Source organism: Streptomyces pseudovenezuelae (assembly GCF_001513955.1).
Taxonomy (GTDB): Bacteria; Actinomycetota; Actinomycetes; order Streptomycetales; family Streptomycetaceae; genus Streptomyces; species Streptomyces pseudovenezuelae.
The window spans coordinates 156452-172085 of sequence record NZ_KQ948155.1 but is presented as its reverse complement, the minus strand read 5'-3'; the positions used below and the strand labels follow the sequence as shown (position 1 = coordinate 172085).

The 15634-nt window shown below is 73.0% G+C and carries 13 protein-coding genes; 8 read left to right on the top strand and 5 right to left on the bottom strand.

Translation table 11 applies throughout. The features are described from left to right. Window positions 1–382 precede the first annotated feature (382 nt). From AQI94_RS41220 to AQI94_RS41205, 4 genes are read right to left on the bottom strand one after another with little or no spacing between them, the layout of a single operon-like run. A complete protein-coding gene (locus tag AQI94_RS41220) occupies window positions 383–1144 on the bottom strand; it encodes a hypothetical protein (protein ID WP_037943356.1) in 762 nt (253 codons plus the stop codon). After that, window positions 1141–2103 carry a hypothetical protein gene (locus AQI94_RS41215; protein WP_031050612.1) on the bottom strand — a complete coding sequence of 321 codons (963 nt, stop codon included), beginning with the start codon at window positions 2101–2103 and terminating at the stop codon, window positions 1141–1143. Before AQI94_RS41215 ends, AQI94_RS41220 begins: the two co-directional genes overlap by 4 nt. Further along, on the bottom strand, window positions 2100–3017 hold the full coding sequence (locus AQI94_RS41210) for an ABC transporter ATP-binding protein (protein WP_031050615.1): 918 nt from the start codon (window positions 3015–3017) through the stop codon (window positions 2100–2102). The genes AQI94_RS41215 and AQI94_RS41210 overlap by 4 nt, the downstream gene beginning before the upstream one ends. Next, on the bottom strand, window positions 3014–3400 hold the full coding sequence (locus AQI94_RS41205; RefSeq protein WP_031050618.1) for a GntR family transcriptional regulator: 387 nt from the start codon (window positions 3398–3400) through the stop codon (window positions 3014–3016). The genes AQI94_RS41210 and AQI94_RS41205 overlap by 4 nt, the downstream gene beginning before the upstream one ends. A gap of 122 nt (window positions 3401–3522) precedes the next feature. On the opposite strand from AQI94_RS41205, the gene AQI94_RS41200 reads away from it, so the two are divergent. The 5 genes from AQI94_RS41200 (at window position 3523) to AQI94_RS41180 (ending at window position 8517) form a co-directional block, all read left to right on the top strand. Then, window positions 3523–4065 (top strand): RNA polymerase sigma factor, encoded by a 543-nt coding sequence (locus AQI94_RS41200; protein WP_007383017.1) that lies wholly within the window; start codon window positions 3523–3525, stop codon window positions 4063–4065. 577 nt (window positions 4066–4642) lie between these two features. Beyond that, entirely contained in the window at window positions 4643–5470 is an 828-nt protein-coding gene (locus AQI94_RS41195; protein WP_031050621.1) for a cupin domain-containing protein, read from the top strand. Further along, window positions 5467–6330 (top strand): ABC transporter ATP-binding protein, encoded by an 864-nt coding sequence (locus AQI94_RS41190; RefSeq protein WP_031050624.1) that lies wholly within the window; start codon window positions 5467–5469, stop codon window positions 6328–6330. The genes AQI94_RS41195 and AQI94_RS41190 overlap by 4 nt, the downstream gene beginning before the upstream one ends. Next, window positions 6327–7871, top strand: coding sequence for an ABC transporter (locus AQI94_RS41185; RefSeq protein WP_031050625.1), 1545 nt, complete (start codon window positions 6327–6329; stop codon window positions 7869–7871). The genes AQI94_RS41190 and AQI94_RS41185 overlap by 4 nt, the downstream gene beginning before the upstream one ends. Beyond that, window positions 7858–8517: a hypothetical protein gene (locus tag AQI94_RS41180; protein ID WP_062230319.1), complete on the top strand. Its 660-nt coding sequence runs from the start codon at window positions 7858–7860 to the stop codon at window positions 8515–8517. Before AQI94_RS41185 ends, AQI94_RS41180 begins: the two co-directional genes overlap by 14 nt. A gap of 613 nt (window positions 8518–9130) precedes the next feature. On the opposite strand, the gene mshD is transcribed toward AQI94_RS41180, so the two are convergent. Then, window positions 9131–10057, bottom strand: coding sequence for a mycothiol synthase (mshD, locus tag AQI94_RS41175; RefSeq protein WP_031047061.1), 927 nt, complete (start codon window positions 10055–10057; stop codon window positions 9131–9133). 146 nt (window positions 10058–10203) lie between these two features. On the opposite strand from mshD, the gene AQI94_RS41170 reads away from it, so the two are divergent. From AQI94_RS41170 to AQI94_RS41160, 3 genes are all read left to right on the top strand, one after another. After that, window positions 10204–12045, top strand: a complete 1842-nt coding sequence (locus AQI94_RS41170) for a bifunctional metallophosphatase/5'-nucleotidase (protein ID WP_031047063.1) — start codon at window positions 10204–10206, stop codon at window positions 12043–12045. Window positions 12046–12115: 70 nt separating this feature from the next. Next, window positions 12116–13252 carry an LmeA family phospholipid-binding protein gene (locus AQI94_RS41165; RefSeq protein ID WP_031047065.1) on the top strand — a complete coding sequence of 379 codons (1137 nt, stop codon included), beginning with the start codon at window positions 12116–12118 and terminating at the stop codon, window positions 13250–13252. 596 nt (window positions 13253–13848) lie between these two features. Then, window positions 13849–15633: an ABC transporter ATP-binding protein gene (locus AQI94_RS41160; protein WP_031047067.1), complete on the top strand. Its 1785-nt coding sequence runs from the start codon at window positions 13849–13851 to the stop codon at window positions 15631–15633. The last annotated feature ends 1 nt before the right edge of the window (window position 15634 follow it).

Genomic DNA, 15634 nt, shown 5'->3' with positions numbered 1-15634 from the left:
CGGGTATTTCGAGCGTCTGTGTACCGGGGGTGCGCCTCTTTCTCCGGGCGCGAGGGGGGCGTGGCCGTGCCCGGATGCTGTGCGTGGGCCGCCTGCCGGGTGAGCGGAACCTCCTGGCCGAGGGTCCGCACGCTGATCGCCCGGCGCTGGGTGGAGTTCGGGTCGACGGGCGCGGTGGGCGCTGTCGCGGCTTCGGGGGCAGCGGCTGCCCCGGCGGCGTGCCGGGTGGCGGAGCGGCCTGACCGGCTTCGGGGGCCTGCACGGGCCGGGCCGCCCCCGATCCAGACCTGCCCCCCTGCCTTCCGTGACCGTGCTCCGGACTTCCCTGTACCGGCACGTGCCGGCCCACGGAGAACCGCGCGTTCCCGCTCGCAGACGTGGGTCAGGCCGTGCGGTGGTGCAGGAGGCGGAAGGCGGCGGTGGTGGTCAGGGCGGCCGCGGTGAGGACGAGGGCCGCTTCGGTGAGGTGGGCGGGCCAGAACGCGGAGGCGGGCAGGGGGTCGGGACGGCGTTGTTCCAGGGCGCGGTTGAGGAGCGTCATCGCGGCGACCGAGATCGCGAGGGCGGGCAGCGGGCGGCCCAGCAGCAGGCCGGTGAGCGTGCCGACCGCGAGCGCGCACAGGCCGTACGCCACCACCAGCGGGCCGTGGTCGGCGAACACGTCGTTGAAGAGCAGGTGGTCGCCCATCAGCTCCCGGTGCGCCGACCAGGCCCAGCGGTAGACGGGCACGAACACGGCACCGCCCAGGAGCAGGGCGAGCGCGGGCAGGGCGAGCTTGGCGGTGAGCCAGCGGGCCGGGGAGACGCCCTGCGACCAGGCGAGCCGCGCGGTGCCGCTCTCCAGTTCGCGGCCGATGAGCGCGCCCCCCGCCCAGGCGGCGACGGCCCAGTAGCTGTAGTACATGAAGGTGCTGATCCAGCTCACGGACTCGCTGTACGAGTGCCAGGCACCGATGCCGCACAGGCTCCCGTTCCCGGGGCACGCGTCGAGGGTCCGCTGAACGGACGCCGCGGTGACCTCGGTCAGCCACACCAGACAGCCGACGGAGCCGAGGACGAAGACGGCCCACACGATCAGCGCCGTGCGGTGCAGCCGCAGCACGGTCCGTACGAGCCCCCTCGGCAGGACGGTCGCGGTGCTCATCCGGTGGCCGCCCGCCGGCGCAGGAGACCGAACGCGAGGGCGACGGCCACGGCGGTGAGGGCGAGCAGGACGCCGGTCTCCAGGAGCTGGCGGGGCCAGTAGTCGGAGGACGGCAGGTACTCGCGGGTGAAGCGGACGACGTCGTGCCCGGCGAGGCAGGCCTTGTCGGTGTAGCACCCCGGGTCGCTGATCTCGGCGCCGGTCGAGGTGATCGCGTGGCTGCGCGAGCTGAGGTCCGGCTGCTGGTAGCGGCCCTGGAAGGGCCAGTGGTTGCCGCGGAAGGCGTGGACCAGGAAGTACGCGAAGCCGCTGAAGGCGAGCGCCGGCAGGGTGCGGCGGACGGCGAGGCCGATCAGGGTGCCGAGGGCGAGACCCAGCAGAGGCGCGGCGACGGTCGCGGGCCCGAGGGAGAAGTAGAGGGAGCGCGGGCCGATGCCGGCGATCAGCAGGTTGCTGTGGGCCGACCACAGCTGCCGGTACAGCAGCGTGAGCAGCCCGGTGCCCACGACGACGAACGCGGCCGGCACGGCGAGCTTGGCGGTGAGCCAGCGGGCCGGGGAGACCGACTGGGTCCAGGCGAGCTGTGCGGTGCCGCTCTCCAGTTCACGGGCGATCAGCGGGCCGCCGGCGAAGAGGGCGACGGCGAAGGAGGCCAGGGTGATCAGGGTGTCCGGGTCGTAGAAGAGGTCGTTGTACGCCCCCGAGGTGAAGTAGAACAGCGTGTCCGTGGAGTACGCGGCCTCCATGACCCCGCCGCCGTAGCCGAACCTCTCCAGCTGCCGGGCGGTGGCGTCGGCGCCGGGGCCGGTCAGCCACAGCAGCAGGCCCGCGGTGAACGCCACGAAGGCGAGCCAGATCCACAGGGCGGTGCGGTGCAGGCGCAGGACGCTGCGGACCAGGCCGCGGGGTGCCGGCCGCTCCACGGCGGCGGGGGCCTTCGCGAGGGTGGTGGCGCTCATGCCGTCACCGCCGCGGTGGTCGCGGTGGTGCCCGGGGTGAGCAGGGCCGGGGCCTCGGGGGCGCGGAGGTGGGCGAGCAGCAGTTCCTCCAGCGAGGGCTCCTCGGTCGCCCAGCCCTCGCCGACGAGGCCGTCGCGGCGGATCAGGGCGGTCAGGCCGCGGCCCGCCGTACGGGACTCGATCACCGTGTGCGGGGCCAGGTCGGCGGGGGTGCCGCGGCCGGTCACCAGAGTGTGTGCGGCGAGCAGGTCGTCGATGCCGCCGCCCAGCCGGACCCGGCCGCCGCCCAGCAGCAATAGGTGGTCGCAGGCGTCGGCGAGTTCGGCGACGATGTGCGAGGACATCAGCACGGTGGTGCCGTGTTCGGCGGCGTCCGCCATCAGGGTGCCCATCATTTCGTGCCGGGCGAGCGGGTCGAGGTCGGCCATCGGCTCGTCGAGAAGCATCAGTTCGGGCCGCTTGCCGAGGGCGAGGGCGAGCGCGACCCGGGTGCGCTGGCCGCCGGAGAGTCCGCGGATACGGGACTTCGGGTCGAGGTCGCCCTGCTCGACGACCCGGGCGGCGCAGGCGGCGTCCCAGCGGGCCGGGTTGAGCTCGGCGCCCATGCGCAGGGTCTCGGCGATCGTCAGCTGGGGGTACAGCGGCTTGTTCTGGGCGAGGTACGCGATCCGGTCGCGGGCCGCGCCGGGCGCTCCGCCGAGGACGGTGACCGTGCCGGAGGTGGGCCGCAGCAGGCCGGCGGCCAGGGCGAGGAGCGTGGACTTGCCGGCGCCGTTGGGGCCGACCAGTGCGCTGATGCGGCCCGTGGGCAGCCGGAAGGAGCAGTCGTCGAGGGCGGCGGGCCGCCTGCCGTACCGCTTGGCCAGGCCGGACGCCTCCAGGGCGACGGCCGGGGTGGTGCTGATGGAACTCACTGGTCCCCCTTCGGGAAGTGCTCGTCCAGTACGGCGGTGAAGAAGGCGTCGACGTCCTCGCGCCCGAGTCCGGCCGCCCGGGCGCTGCTCGCCCAGTCGTCGAGTTCGGCGCGCAGGGGCGTGTCGGCCGTGTGGGCGCCGAGGGTGCGGCGCACGAAGGTGCCGAGACCGCGGCGGGCCTCGACCAGGCCCTCGCGCTCCAGCTCGCGGTACGCCTTGAGCACGGTGTTCGGGTTGATGGCGGTGGCCTCCACGACCTCGCGGGCCGTGGGGAGCCTGTCGCCGGGTTCGAGGAGGCCCAGCCGCAGCGCCTGCTTGGTCTGCTGGACGATCTGCACGTAGGTGGCGACGCCGGAGCGCCGGTCGATGCGGTACTCGACCACGCGGACAACCACCCTTTCACTAATTGAGTAGTGAAAGGGTGGTGGAAGGGGGTCCGGAAAGTCAAGCGTGGTTTCCTCGTCGCCGGGTGAACCGGTCGGCGGGGGTCGTCCGATGAAGGGGCGTGAGGGAAACGAGAAGCGACGGGGATCTGCTGCGGGCCATCGCGGCGGACGGCGACCGGCGTGCCTTCGAGGAGTTGTACCGGCGGTACGCGCCCTGGCTGCTCGCCCGGCTGCGGGGGCGGTGCGCGGACGCGGGCGTGGTCGACGACGTCGTACAGGAGACGTTCCTCGCGGTGTGGCGGGGGACCGCGCGCTATCGCGAGGAAGGGGACGTGGCCGGGTGGCTGTGGCGGATCGGCTCACGGCGGCTGATCGACGCGCTGCGCGGGGACGGGGCGCGGGGGCGGCTCAGGCAGGCCCTGTCCCACCTTCGGCACCGGGACGAGGTGTCCGCGGAGGAACGCGTGCTCGCGGGGGTGGAGCACGGGGACCTCGCGGGCGCCCTCGTCCGGCTGTCACCGGAGCTGCGGGCGGTGCTCCAGGCGACGGTCATCGACGGCCTCACCACCCGTGAGGCCGCCGTCCTCCTGGGCATCCCGCCCGGCACGGTCAAGACCCGGGCGATGCGAGCCCGCAAGCAGCTGAGGGAGGCGCTCGCATGAGGGTCTGTGGCCAGGTCCAGGTCCAGGTGCCGGCTGAGGGCGGAGGGCCGGCGCGAGTGGAGGGTCGAGCGTGGGGGCGGGCGCAGGGCCGACCGGATGACCGGGCACCGGGCCGACCGCGGTCCTGGGCGCCGGACGTGGTGCAGGGCCGACCCGGGGGGCCGGCACCGGATCGATCGCCGGGCCGGGCGTGGAACCGACTGCAGGGCCGAGCATCGGACGTGGTGCGGGAAGGGCCGCAGGGCTGGACCCACGATCGACCGCGGCACCGCTTCCAGAGCCGTCTGCACAGCGGTCTCCAGGGCCGTCTCCGGGGCTGGACGGAGGGCCGGACGCCGGATTGGGCGCAGGACCGATCGCAGCACCGGCCTCAGGACCGACCGCAGAACCGACCGCTGGACCGGACGCCGGACGTAGTGCGGGGCTGGCCACGAGACCGGGCTCGGGGTCGAGCGGAGAACGGGCTGCAAGGCCGGACGCCGGACCGAGGGCGGAGTCGGGCCCGGTTCTGGGCGCAGCGTCCAGCGCAAAGCCGGCCGCAGGGGTCGGACCGTGTACGAGTGAAGGAGGTGGCGGCATGACCTGGCATGTGGCCGAAGAAGATCTGCGGGCCTATGCCCGGGGCGAGTTGGCCGTCCCCCTGCTCTGGTCCGCGGACACTCATCTCGCCGCCTGTGCCGAGTGCCGGGGGATGCTCGCCGACGTCACCGACCCGGTGGCGCTGGACGCCGGATGGGAGCGGCTGGACGCCGAGCTGGACGCGCCCCGGCCGGGGTGGCTGGAGTCGTTGCTGACCCGGGCCGGGATCGCCGACCACACCGCGCGGCTGCTCGCGGCCACGCCGGTGCTCAGGCGCTCCTGGCTGGCGGCCGTCGTGTTCCTGCTGCTGGCGACCGTCGGCGCGGTGCACACGACCGAGTCGCCGACCCTGTTCCTCGCCCTCGCCCCGCTGCTGCCGCTGGTCGGCGTGGCGCTGTCGTACGGCCCGGTGCTCGACCCGACCTACGAGATGTCGGTCGTCGCGCCCACCCACGGCTTCCGGCTGCTGATGATCCGTACGCTCGCCGTGCTGGTCGCGGGCCTCGGCCTCAACGGGCTCGCCACCCTCGCCCTGCCCGGCTACGGCCTGCGCGCCCTGGCCTGGCTGCTGCCCGCGCTCGCCCTCACCGCGACCGGCCTCGCCCTCACCCCGAGGCTCGGCCCGGTCCTCGCCCCGTCCCTGGTGGGCGGCGCCTGGATCGCCGTACTGCTGGCCGCGCAGACCGCGCAGCAGACGACCGCCGACCCGCTCGCGCCCTTCACCGCGGCCGGGCAGGGCGTGGCCGGGACCGTCGCCGCGCTCGGTGCCGGGCTGCTTTTCCTTCTTCGTGACCGGTTCGATCTTTTCAGCGGGAGTGCCGAATGACCGCCACCGTCTCCGCCTCCGGGCTTCATCTCCGCTACGGCGGCACCCGCGCACTCGACGACGTGTCGCTGCGGCTGACGCCGGGAGTGACCGGGCTGCTCGGGCCCAACGGGGCCGGGAAGACCACCCTGTTGAGGGTGCTCGCCACCGCCGTGCCCGCCGACCGGGGCTCCTTCACCGTGCTCGGTCATGACCCGGGCAGCTCGCGCGGACGGCAGGAGGTCCGGCGCTCGCTCGGCTATCTGCCGCAGAGCCCCGGCTTCCACCCGGACTTCAGCGCTTTCGAGTTCGTCGACTACGTGGCGATCCTCAAGGAGCTCACCGACCGCACCGCACGCCACCGCGAGGTGCGGCGGGTGCTGGAGGAGGTGGACCTCGGGGACGTACGCGGACAGCGCATCAAGAGGCTGTCCGGCGGGATGCGGCAGCGGGTCGCGCTGGCCGCCGCCCTCGTCGGCGACCCCGGCTTCCTCGTCCTCGACGAGCCGACCGTCGGCCTCGACCCCGAACAGCGCATGCGGTTCCGGGAGTTGATCGCGCAGGCGGGGGAGGGGCGGACCGTGTTCCTGTCCACCCACCAGACCGAGGACGTGGCGATGCTCTGCCACCGCGTGCTCGTCATGGCCCGCGGCCGCATCCTCTTCGAGGGCACCCCCGCCGAACTGACCGCCCGCGCGGCCGGCCGGGTGTGGACCAGTACGGAACGCGCCCCGGGCGCCAAGGCGGGCTGGCGCACCGGCACCGGCTCCTTCCGCAACGTCGGCGACCCGCCCGCCGGTGCCGACCTCCTCGAACCCACCCTGGAGGACGGTTACCTGCTCACCCTGGACGACGTGGACGCGGAGGTGGCGACCGCATGAGCCTGGCGACGAAGACGGTGGCCGAGTCCGCCGCCGTACCCGCGGACGATCCGCGACGCTCCTGGGGCGCGGTGCTCGCCCTCGCCCGGTTCGAGGCACGCGACCTGCTGCGGTACATCCCGGTGCTGGTGACCCTCGTGCTGTACGTCGGCTACACCGCCGGGACGCTGTTCCACCAGAAGGACGGCGTGGAGGCCTTCCCGGCCCTCCAGAACGCCGACCGCGCCACCCAGACCGGGCCCCTGCTGCTGGGGATCGCCCTTTTCGTGTGCGTCAACCGGTGCACCCTGCGCTCGCGCCGACGCGGCACCGACCGGCAGTTCGACGTGCTGGTCATGGAGCCGTGGCGGCGGACCGTCGCCCATGTGCTGTCGGTGGTGCCCTTCGCCGCCGTCACCGCGCTGGTCGTGCTCGGTGAGTTCGCCCGGCAGGCCCTTCGGCCGGGCGCGGTGGGCCACGGCTCCCTCCTCGAACTGACCGTCGGCCCCCTGTACGTGCTGCTGTGCGGCGCGTTCGGAGTGCTGCTCGCCCGGCTGGTCCCGTCCACGTTCGCGGTGCCGGTGGGCGTGGTCGGACTCTTCGTCCTCAGCGTGTTCGTCTCCGCGGGCACCAGCGGCGCGGAGTGGACCCGGTGGCTGTCCCCGATCGTGGGCGAGACCAGTACCAACACGGTTCTCCCCTCGGACCTCATCGGCCGCCCGGCGGCCTGGCACGCGCTGTATCTGACCGGGCTGTTCCTGCTGCTCGCCCTCGGCGCGGTCCTGGCGAGCGGCGGTCGGACGCTGTGGCTGAAGGCCGGTGCGGCGGGCGCGCTCGCGCTGACACTGGCCGGCGCGGTGGGCCAGTCCGGGGGCGTCTCACCGGAGTTGGCCGCCGCCCGCGAACGGGTCTCGGTCTCCCCGCAGCGGGACCAGACCTGTGTGCGGCGGGGCGGCTCCACGTACTGCGCCTTTCCCGAGTGGACCGGCGTGACCGGCGACTGGGCGGGGGTCGTGGACCGCGTCCAGTCCCTGGCCGGCGGTACGGCCGCCCGGCAGCCCCTGCTGGTACGGCAGCGGATCGAGGCCCGTTACGGCCTGGACGGCGACGCGGCGATCGAACCGCTCACCACCGCGCACCAGGTCACCGTCGGCACCCGGTGGGGCGGCAACCGGGTCCCCGAGTTCGCGGTCGCCGTCGGCTATGTGCTGGTCACCGGTGACGAGTCGAAGGGCAGCGAGCTGTGCGACGGCCGGGTGGTCACCGCGATGTGGCTGGCCCTGGGCGGGGCCGCGCACCCGATGGCCGACCTCGCGAACGTCCGTCTCGACGACAGCGTCACCGGGAGCGCGAGCGTCCTCGCCCCGACCAGCGGGCTGTCCATGACGGCCGGACAGACCGATGTCGTACGGGAGTTGCTGCACCGGCCGCGCGCCGAGGTGACCGCTTCCGTGAAGCAGCACTGGGCCGAGCTGACCGCGTCGGGGGTCTCGACGGCCCGGGTGGCGCGGGTGCTGGGGACCGAGGCGCCGAAGGGGGCGAAGGACTGTGCGGAGGAGTGACGGGGGCGCCCGCGGGGCGCTGGTGGTGGCCGTGGCACGCACGGTGCCGTGGCGGGCGGTCGGCGCCGGGGCGGTCGTGGGGCTGCTGGTCGTGGGTCTGCCGCGGCTGTCCGGGCCGCTCGCCGCGTGGCTCGGCCTGCCCCTTCTGCGGGCCGCCGCCCTCGTCTTCGCCCTGGGCCTGACGTTCCTCCTGGACGACCCGGCACGCCGGCTCACCACCCCCGTACCCACCCGGCGTTGGGTCCGCAGCGGGCTGCGGGTCGCGCTGGTCGCTCCGGTCGCCGCGCTGTGGTGGACGGCGGCACTGGCCCTCGTCCCCGCACCGGCCCGCCCCCCGATCGGCGCGGTCACCCTGGAGGCCGCGGCGACGGCCGTCCTCGCGGTGGCCGCCGCGGCGGTGGCGGTCCGCTGCACCGACGAACCGGAACCCGGCCCCTCGGTGGCGGCCGGCTTCCTGACCCTCGGCCTCCTCGCCCCGCTCCTGCTCCCCACCCGCTGGAATCTGTTCGTCGCGGTGGGAGACCCGAACTGGCAGGCGGCCCACGTGGGATGGGCCGCGGTCCTGGCAGGCGCGGCCCTGCTGGGAGCAGCCTGCACACCGGAACCCACCCACAGCCTCAGAGCGCGCGTGGCGCCGGGGCGGTGAGGGGCCGGGGGCGGGGCGGCCTGGCACCAGTGCCGTGAGGGGGTCGGTCTGGCGCCGGGCGGTGATTGTGCCGGTGCCGGATCGGGCCCTGGCACCGGGGCTGCGAGGGCGTCGGGGTCGGGCCCGCGTGCGGGCCGTGCGGCGTCGGTGCCGGATCGGGCCTGGCGTCGGGACCGGTGATGGCGTCGGGTTTGGGTGGGGCCCGGAGCCCGGACCGGGAAGGCGGCGTTGCCGGATCACGTCCGGTGCCCAGACCGTGAGGATGTCAGCGCGGTGTCGATTCAGGCCCGGCGTCGGGATGTGAGGGTGCCGGGTTGGGGCCGGGCTCGCGGGCCGCATGGTGGCGGTGTCGGATCACGTCTGGCGTTCCGACTGTGACGTCGGCGGTGTCGGGCCCAGCGTCTGGACGGTGACGGCGTCGGTGTTCGTTCCCGCCCGGTGTCCCGGCCGCTCGGCTGCGGCGTACTGGCCCACCGGGCAGGACCAGGGGCCGGCCGCCGGGTGCCGGGTACGAGCGGCAGGCCGACGGCGTACAACTCGGCGCAGGTGTCAGGGATCCGGTCGGCGACATGCCCCAGCCCTCGTAGAGGAGGTGCCCCGTGTCATCGGGACCTCACGTCTCGGTGCGGTACATCAGGTCCGTCTCGTACGTGGTGAAACCGAGCCGTTCGTAGACCGAGACGGCCGCCTTGTTGTCGGCGTCGACGTAGAGCATCGCGGTCGGCAGGCCCTGGGCGGCGAGGTGGCGCAGGCCGATCGTGGTGAGGGCCTTGCCGAGGCCGCCGCCCTGGGTGCCGGGGCGGACGCCGAGGACGTAGACCTCGCCGAGCTGTTCGGCCGCGTGCACCTTGGTCCAGTGGAAGCCGACGAGTTCGGCGCCGTGGAAGGCCAGGAAGAAGCCCGCCGGGTCGAACCAGGACTCGGCCTTGCGGTCGTCCAGGTCGCGCTGGGTCAGGGAGCCCTGCTCGGGGTGGTGGGCGAACGCGGCCGCGTTCACCGCGAGCCAGGCGGTGTCGTCCTCGCCGGGGACGAAGGCGCGGACCGTCACGTCCGCCGGGAGCACCGGGTCGGGCAGCTCAAGGCCCGCCAGCGGGCGCCGCATCTGCCGTAGCTCACGGAAGAGGGTCAGGCCCAGGACCTGGGCGAGGTGCCGGGCGGCGCTGTGGCCGCCGTGGGCCCACACCCGCAGCCGCTTGCCGGAGGCGGCGAGCAGCGCCGAGCCCAGGGCGCGGCCGTGGCCGTGGCCCCGGTGGGCGGGGTGGACGACCAGCTCCGCCGCCGGCGCCTCCACCGGGTCGGTGTCCTCCAGCTGGGCGTAACCGGCCAGTTCGTCGCCGACGTACAGGAGCAGATGGGACACGCCTTCGCGGGCACCGCCCCGCAGCTGCAACCGGCCCTGTTCGGACACCGCCTGCTGGCCGTCCTGGTGCGCGGCCTCGGCGAGGAGCCCGAGAACCGCCTCGGTCTGCTGCGGCGAGAGCGCCGAAAGGGTCTCGATGGAGCGGGAGATGCCGGGGCGTGCGATGTCGTCGCTGGTCATGGCTACGAGGGTAAGGGGAGGTCCGGGCAAAGCGGCGGCAAAGAAGCAACCAGGATGTAACCACGAAACCACTGTCGCGCTACGCGCGTTGACCCTAGGCTGCGCCGGACGGGGGCCACTCTCACATCCGGAACACAGGGGGGCGTATGCCAGCCATATCCCAGTCGGACCAGGCGAACAGGTCGGATCGGCCGAACCGGTCGGACGCCGGCCGTCGCCGACGCCGTACGTACCGTCTGGTCGCCGCGGCCGCCGGTCTCGCCACCGTCGGCGCCCTCGCCGCCGCGTTGCCCGCGGGGGCGCACGACAACCGGCACGGCAAGCCGCTGCCGAGCCGCTACCAGGACGTCCAGCTGCTGTCCTTCAACGACCTGCACGGCAACCTGGAGCCGCCGTCCGGCTCCTCCGGCCGGGTCACCGAGCTCCAGGCGGACGGGACGACGAAGACGATCGACGCGGGGGGCGTCGAGTACCTCGCGACCCATCTGCGCGAGGCGCGGAAGGGGAACCCGTACTCCGTCACCGCGGCGGGCGGTGACATGGTCGGGGCCTCGCCGCTGATCTCGGGACTCTTCCACGACGAGCCCACCATCGAGGCGCTGAACAAGCTCGACCTGGATGTGACGAGCGTCGGCAACCACGAGTTCGACGAGGGCGCGAAGGAACTGGCCCGGCTGCAGAACGGCGGCTGCCACCCGACCGCCGGCTGCTACACGGACAAGAAGTTCGAGGGCGCCGACTTCCCGTACCTGGCGGCCAACGTCCTGGACGAGAAGACCGGCAGGCCGATCCTCAAGCCCTACTGGGTGTGGAAGAAGAAGGACGTCAAGGTCGGCTTCATCGGCGTCACCCTGGAGGACACCCCGGGTGTCGTCTCCGCCGAGGGCGTCAAGGGCCTGAAGTTCAAGGACGAGGTCGAGACGATCAACAAGTACGCCAAGGTGCTGCAGAAGCAGGGCGTGAAGTCGATCGTGGCCCTCATCCACGAGGGCGGGCAGCCCGCCTCGGGCTCCTACAACTACAACTGCGACTCCCCGGGCGCCGGCGACGGCATCTCCGGCCCGATCGTCGACATCGCCAAGAACATCTCGCCGTCCGTGGACGCGCTGGTCACCGGTCACACCCACGCGGCGTACGTGTGCACGATCCCCGACCCGTCGGGCAAGCCCCGCATGGTCACCTCGGCCGCCTCCTTCGGCCGGCTCTACACGGACACCACGCTGACGTACGACCGCTTCACCGGCGACATCGCCCGCACGGCCGTGAAGTCCGCGAACCACGTGGTCACCCGGACCGTCGCCAAGGCGCCCGACATGACCCAGCTGATCGGCAAGTGGAACACCCTCGCGGCGCCCATCGGCAACCGCGCGGTCGGATACATCTCCGCCGACATCCCGAGCACCGGCACCGAGTCCCCGATGGGTGACCTGATCGCCGACGCGCAGCTCGCGTACGGCAAGGAGCTCGACCCCGAGACCGACCTCGCGCTGATGAACCCGGGCGGGGTCCGGGCCGGCCTGACCTACGCGGCCAAGGGGACCGAGGGGGACGGGGTGGTGACGTACGCCGAGGGCTTCACCGTGCAGCCGTTCTCCAACACCGTGAACCTCCAGGACTTCACCGGCGCCCAGCTGCTCAAGGTGCTCCAGGAGCAGGTGAGCGGGTCGAACGCGGCCTCGCCGAAGATCCTGCTGCCGTCGGCGGACCTCACCTACACGCTGGACCTGACGAAGACCGGCGCGGACCGGATCGTTCTCGGCTCCGTGAAGCTGAACGGCACGGCCGTCGACCCGGCGGCCACCTACCGTGTCGCGACCAACAGCTTCCTCGCGGGCGGCGGCGACGGCTTCACCACCCTGGGCCAGGGCACGAACGACCTCGTCGGCGGCGACGACCTCGCCGCTCTCGTGGAGTACCTGACGGCCAACTCGTCGGCGGGCAGCCCGATCGCGCCGCCGGCCGCGAACCGGATCACGGTCGTTCAGTAGATCGTGAGCTGAGTCGCACCGGCCCGGAGCGGGTTGCGGGTGGGGGGCGTTCGCATGATCGGATGGATCGATGCGTTCCCCCCACCACATACCCACGCATCCCCACCCGTTTGATCTCCCGTACGAAGAGTCCCCGGCCCCGCCGGCCACCCACCGCCGCACCGGGCGGAGGCGCCGGCGGGGCCGCTTCACAGGTCTGCCGTTCGCGCTGAAGACCGTCGCCTCCCTGCTGGTGCTGGCCGCCTTCCTCACCCTCGCCGACCGTTGGGCCGTCCTCTACGCCGAGCACCGGGCCGCGGACACCCTCAAGGACCGGCTGCGGCTGCCCGCGGCGCCCGAGGTGGAGATCGGCGGCTTTCCCTTCCTGACCCAACTCGCGGGCCGGCACCTGGACTCGGTCAGGTTGACCGTCCCGGACGTGGCCGCCGACCGGGTCACGCTGGCCGCGGTGTCGGCCACCGCTCATGACATACGGCTCGACGGCGACGGGCCGACCTCCGTGCGCGGGGCGCGCGTTCCCGAGCTGCACGGTGACGCCCTGCTCTCCTTCGCCGACATGAACCGTGAACTCGGCGCGTCCCAGGTGACGTTCAGGGGAGCCGGCCGTGACCGGGTCGCCGTGCGCGGCACGCTCCCGGTCGCCGGGCACGATCTGCGGCTGCGGGCCGAGGTGCGGGTGGCGCGCGACGGGGAGCGAGGTGTCGACACCCGGATCGGCGGGATGCGCCTGGACATCGGGGACCTGGCGACCTACCGGCCGGGCAGCCGTGCCTCGGAGGGGCTGCATCTGACGCCCGGGTCGGCCGCGGCGCTGGCCTGGGAGACGCGCCGGGCCCGGGCTCTGCTGGCGGTCCCGTCCGTGGTGCGGGCGCTGGGGGTGCCCGACGCCACCGTGCGCGAGGCGCAGCGCTCCGACACCGCGCTGTCCCGTCTGACCGGCCGCCCGGAGTTCGTACGGCAGGCCATGCGCCTGAACCTTCTCGACCTGGCCGTGGCCCACCCCGAGCTCCTGGACCGCCTGGGCCTGGACCCGGCGCTCCTGGGCGCGCTGTCCCGACTGACCCGCCCGGTCCTCGCCGACCGCCTCTCCCTCGGCTTCCGGCTGCCCGAGCCGCCCAGCGGCGCGCTGCGGCTGCGGGACGTGCGGGTGGTGAAGGACGGCATCCGGGTGCGCGTCGAGGGCTCCGGATTGGCGGTCGGTCCGTGAATGTCCGCCCTTAAATTCTGTGTCAGCCTTTCGATTCTCAGGCGATGCACATCCAGTCTTATTGAGGTCTAAGGCGGAATGGCCTTTTCGGCCGCGGGAATGCCGTAGTGTTTTCCATGTCGAGAGCGAACAACGCAAACGCAAAGGACGACACGATGAGCTTCCACAAGATCGCCCCGGTCAAGAAGAACCACAAGCCGACCCCGGCTCCGAAGAAGCCCCAGCCGAAGAAGCACGCTCCGAAGCGCCGACCGGTCGCACCCAAGGGCTGACACAGAATTCACTGAAGTAAAGCGAATTCATTCATAAGTAATTGCAGCAGATCGGTAGAAGAACTGTTGCAGAACCAAGACGGAGAAGGATGCAGACATGAGCTTCCACAAGATCGCCCCGGTGAAGAAGACCCGCAAGCCCGCCCCGGCTCCGAAGAAGCCCCAGCCGAAGAAGCCCGCGCCGAAGCGCCGCCCCGTCGCCCACCAGGGCTGAGGCAGCTCGCCACGAGGCGGGGTCACCGGTCAGCGAGCGCGTCTCGCGCCGGCGGCCCCGCCTCGGCCGTCCCCGCCCACCGGGACCGCCGTACCTGAAAGGGAGTCGTCATGAGCGAAGTCCGTGAGGCCTTCAGCCGTTTCTGGCCGCTGACCCGCGGCGACCGCAGATGGCTGGCGGCGATCGTCGCGTGCGTGGTGGTGTCCGCGCTCGCCGAGACCGCCGCGATCCTGCTGTTCGCGGAGCTCACCGACACCGCCCTGAAAGCCGGTTCGCTCAGCGCCTTCTGGGGCCCGGCCGGCGCCTGGCTGGGCGTGGCCGCACTCGGCGCGCTCGTCGGCTACCTCGGCAACTCCCTCGCGACCTGGACCGCGGAGAGATTCGTGCTGCGGCTGCGCGCGAAGGTCTTCCGGCACATCCAGGAGCTGCCCCCGCACTTCTTCCAGAAGCACCGCCAGGGAGACCTGGTCGAACGCCTCACCGGTGACGTCGAGGCCATCGAGCAGATGGTCGTCTCCGGTGTCGTCGGCACGGTCGCCGCCGCCTTCTCGGCCGTCTTCTACTCCGCCGCCGCCCTGTACCTGCGCTGGGACCTGGCCCTCGCCACCTTCGTCCTGGCGCCCCTGTTCCTGTTCGCCGCCCGCCGGTTCTCCGGCCGGATCAGGCAGGCCTCGCAGGACGAGCGGGTCGCGGACGGCGCGATCACCTCCGTGGTGGCGGAGTCGCTCGGCAACGTCGTCCTCACGCAGGCCTACAACCGCCGCCGCGACGAGGAGAGGCGCCTGGACCGCGAGGCCCGCGCCTGGATGCGGGCGTCCGTGCGCGGTGCCCGGCTGAGCGAGATGTACGAGCAGTTCGTCGAGGTCGTCGAGACACTGTGCGTGCTGGCCGTGATCGGCCTGGGCGTCTGGGAGATCTCCGCCGACCGCATGACCCTCGGTCAGCTGCTCGCCTTCGCCGCCTTCATCGGCTACCTGTACCCGCCGGTCCGCAACCTCGGCCAGCTGGGTCTGACCCTCACGGCGGCCACCGCGGGCGCCCAGCGCCTGAACGAGATCCTGGACGCCGAACCGTCGGTCGGCGACCCGGCCGAACCCGTCCCCGCCTGGCCGGTCCACGGCTGGGTCGGCTTCCACGGTGTGCGCTTCCGCTATCCCACCGGGCACCGCGACTCCCTCACCGACGTGTCCTTCTCGGCCGCCCCCGGCGAGCTGGTGATCGTCACCGGCCCGAGCGGCGCCGGCAAGTCCACCCTGTCCAAGCTCCTCACCCGCTTCTACGACCCGTGCGCGGGCGTGATCACCCTGGACGGCGTGCCGCTCACGCACCTGGGACTGGAGTTCCTGCGGGAGCAGATCGCCCTGCTTCCGCAGGAGACGCTGATCCTCAACGGCACGATCCGCGAGAACATCGGCACGGGCCGGCCGGGCGCGAGCGACGCGGAGATCGAGCAGGCGGCCCGCGCGGCCGCGGCCCACGACTTCGTCACCGCACTTCCCGAGGGCTACGACACCGAGATCGCCCCCGGTACGGCGGCCCTGTCCGGCGGCCAGCTCAAGCGGATCACCATCGCCCGCGCGATGCTCCGGGCCGCGCCCGTCCTCGTCCTCGACGAGCCCACCGCCGGCCTCGACTCGGTGGCCGCGCGCCAGGTCGTACAGCCCCTGCGCCGACTGGTGTCCGGCCGCACGACCATCATGATCACCCACGATCTGAGCCTGGCCCCGGACGCGGACCGCATCCTGGTCGTGGACGGCGGACGCCTGGTGGAGGCGGGCACCCACGCGGAACTGGTGGCCCGGCGCGGGGCCTACGCCCGTCTGCTGGGTCCGCTCCCGGAGGACACGATGATCCTGCGGAAGATGCCGGACGACACGCTGACCCTCAGGCGCTGAC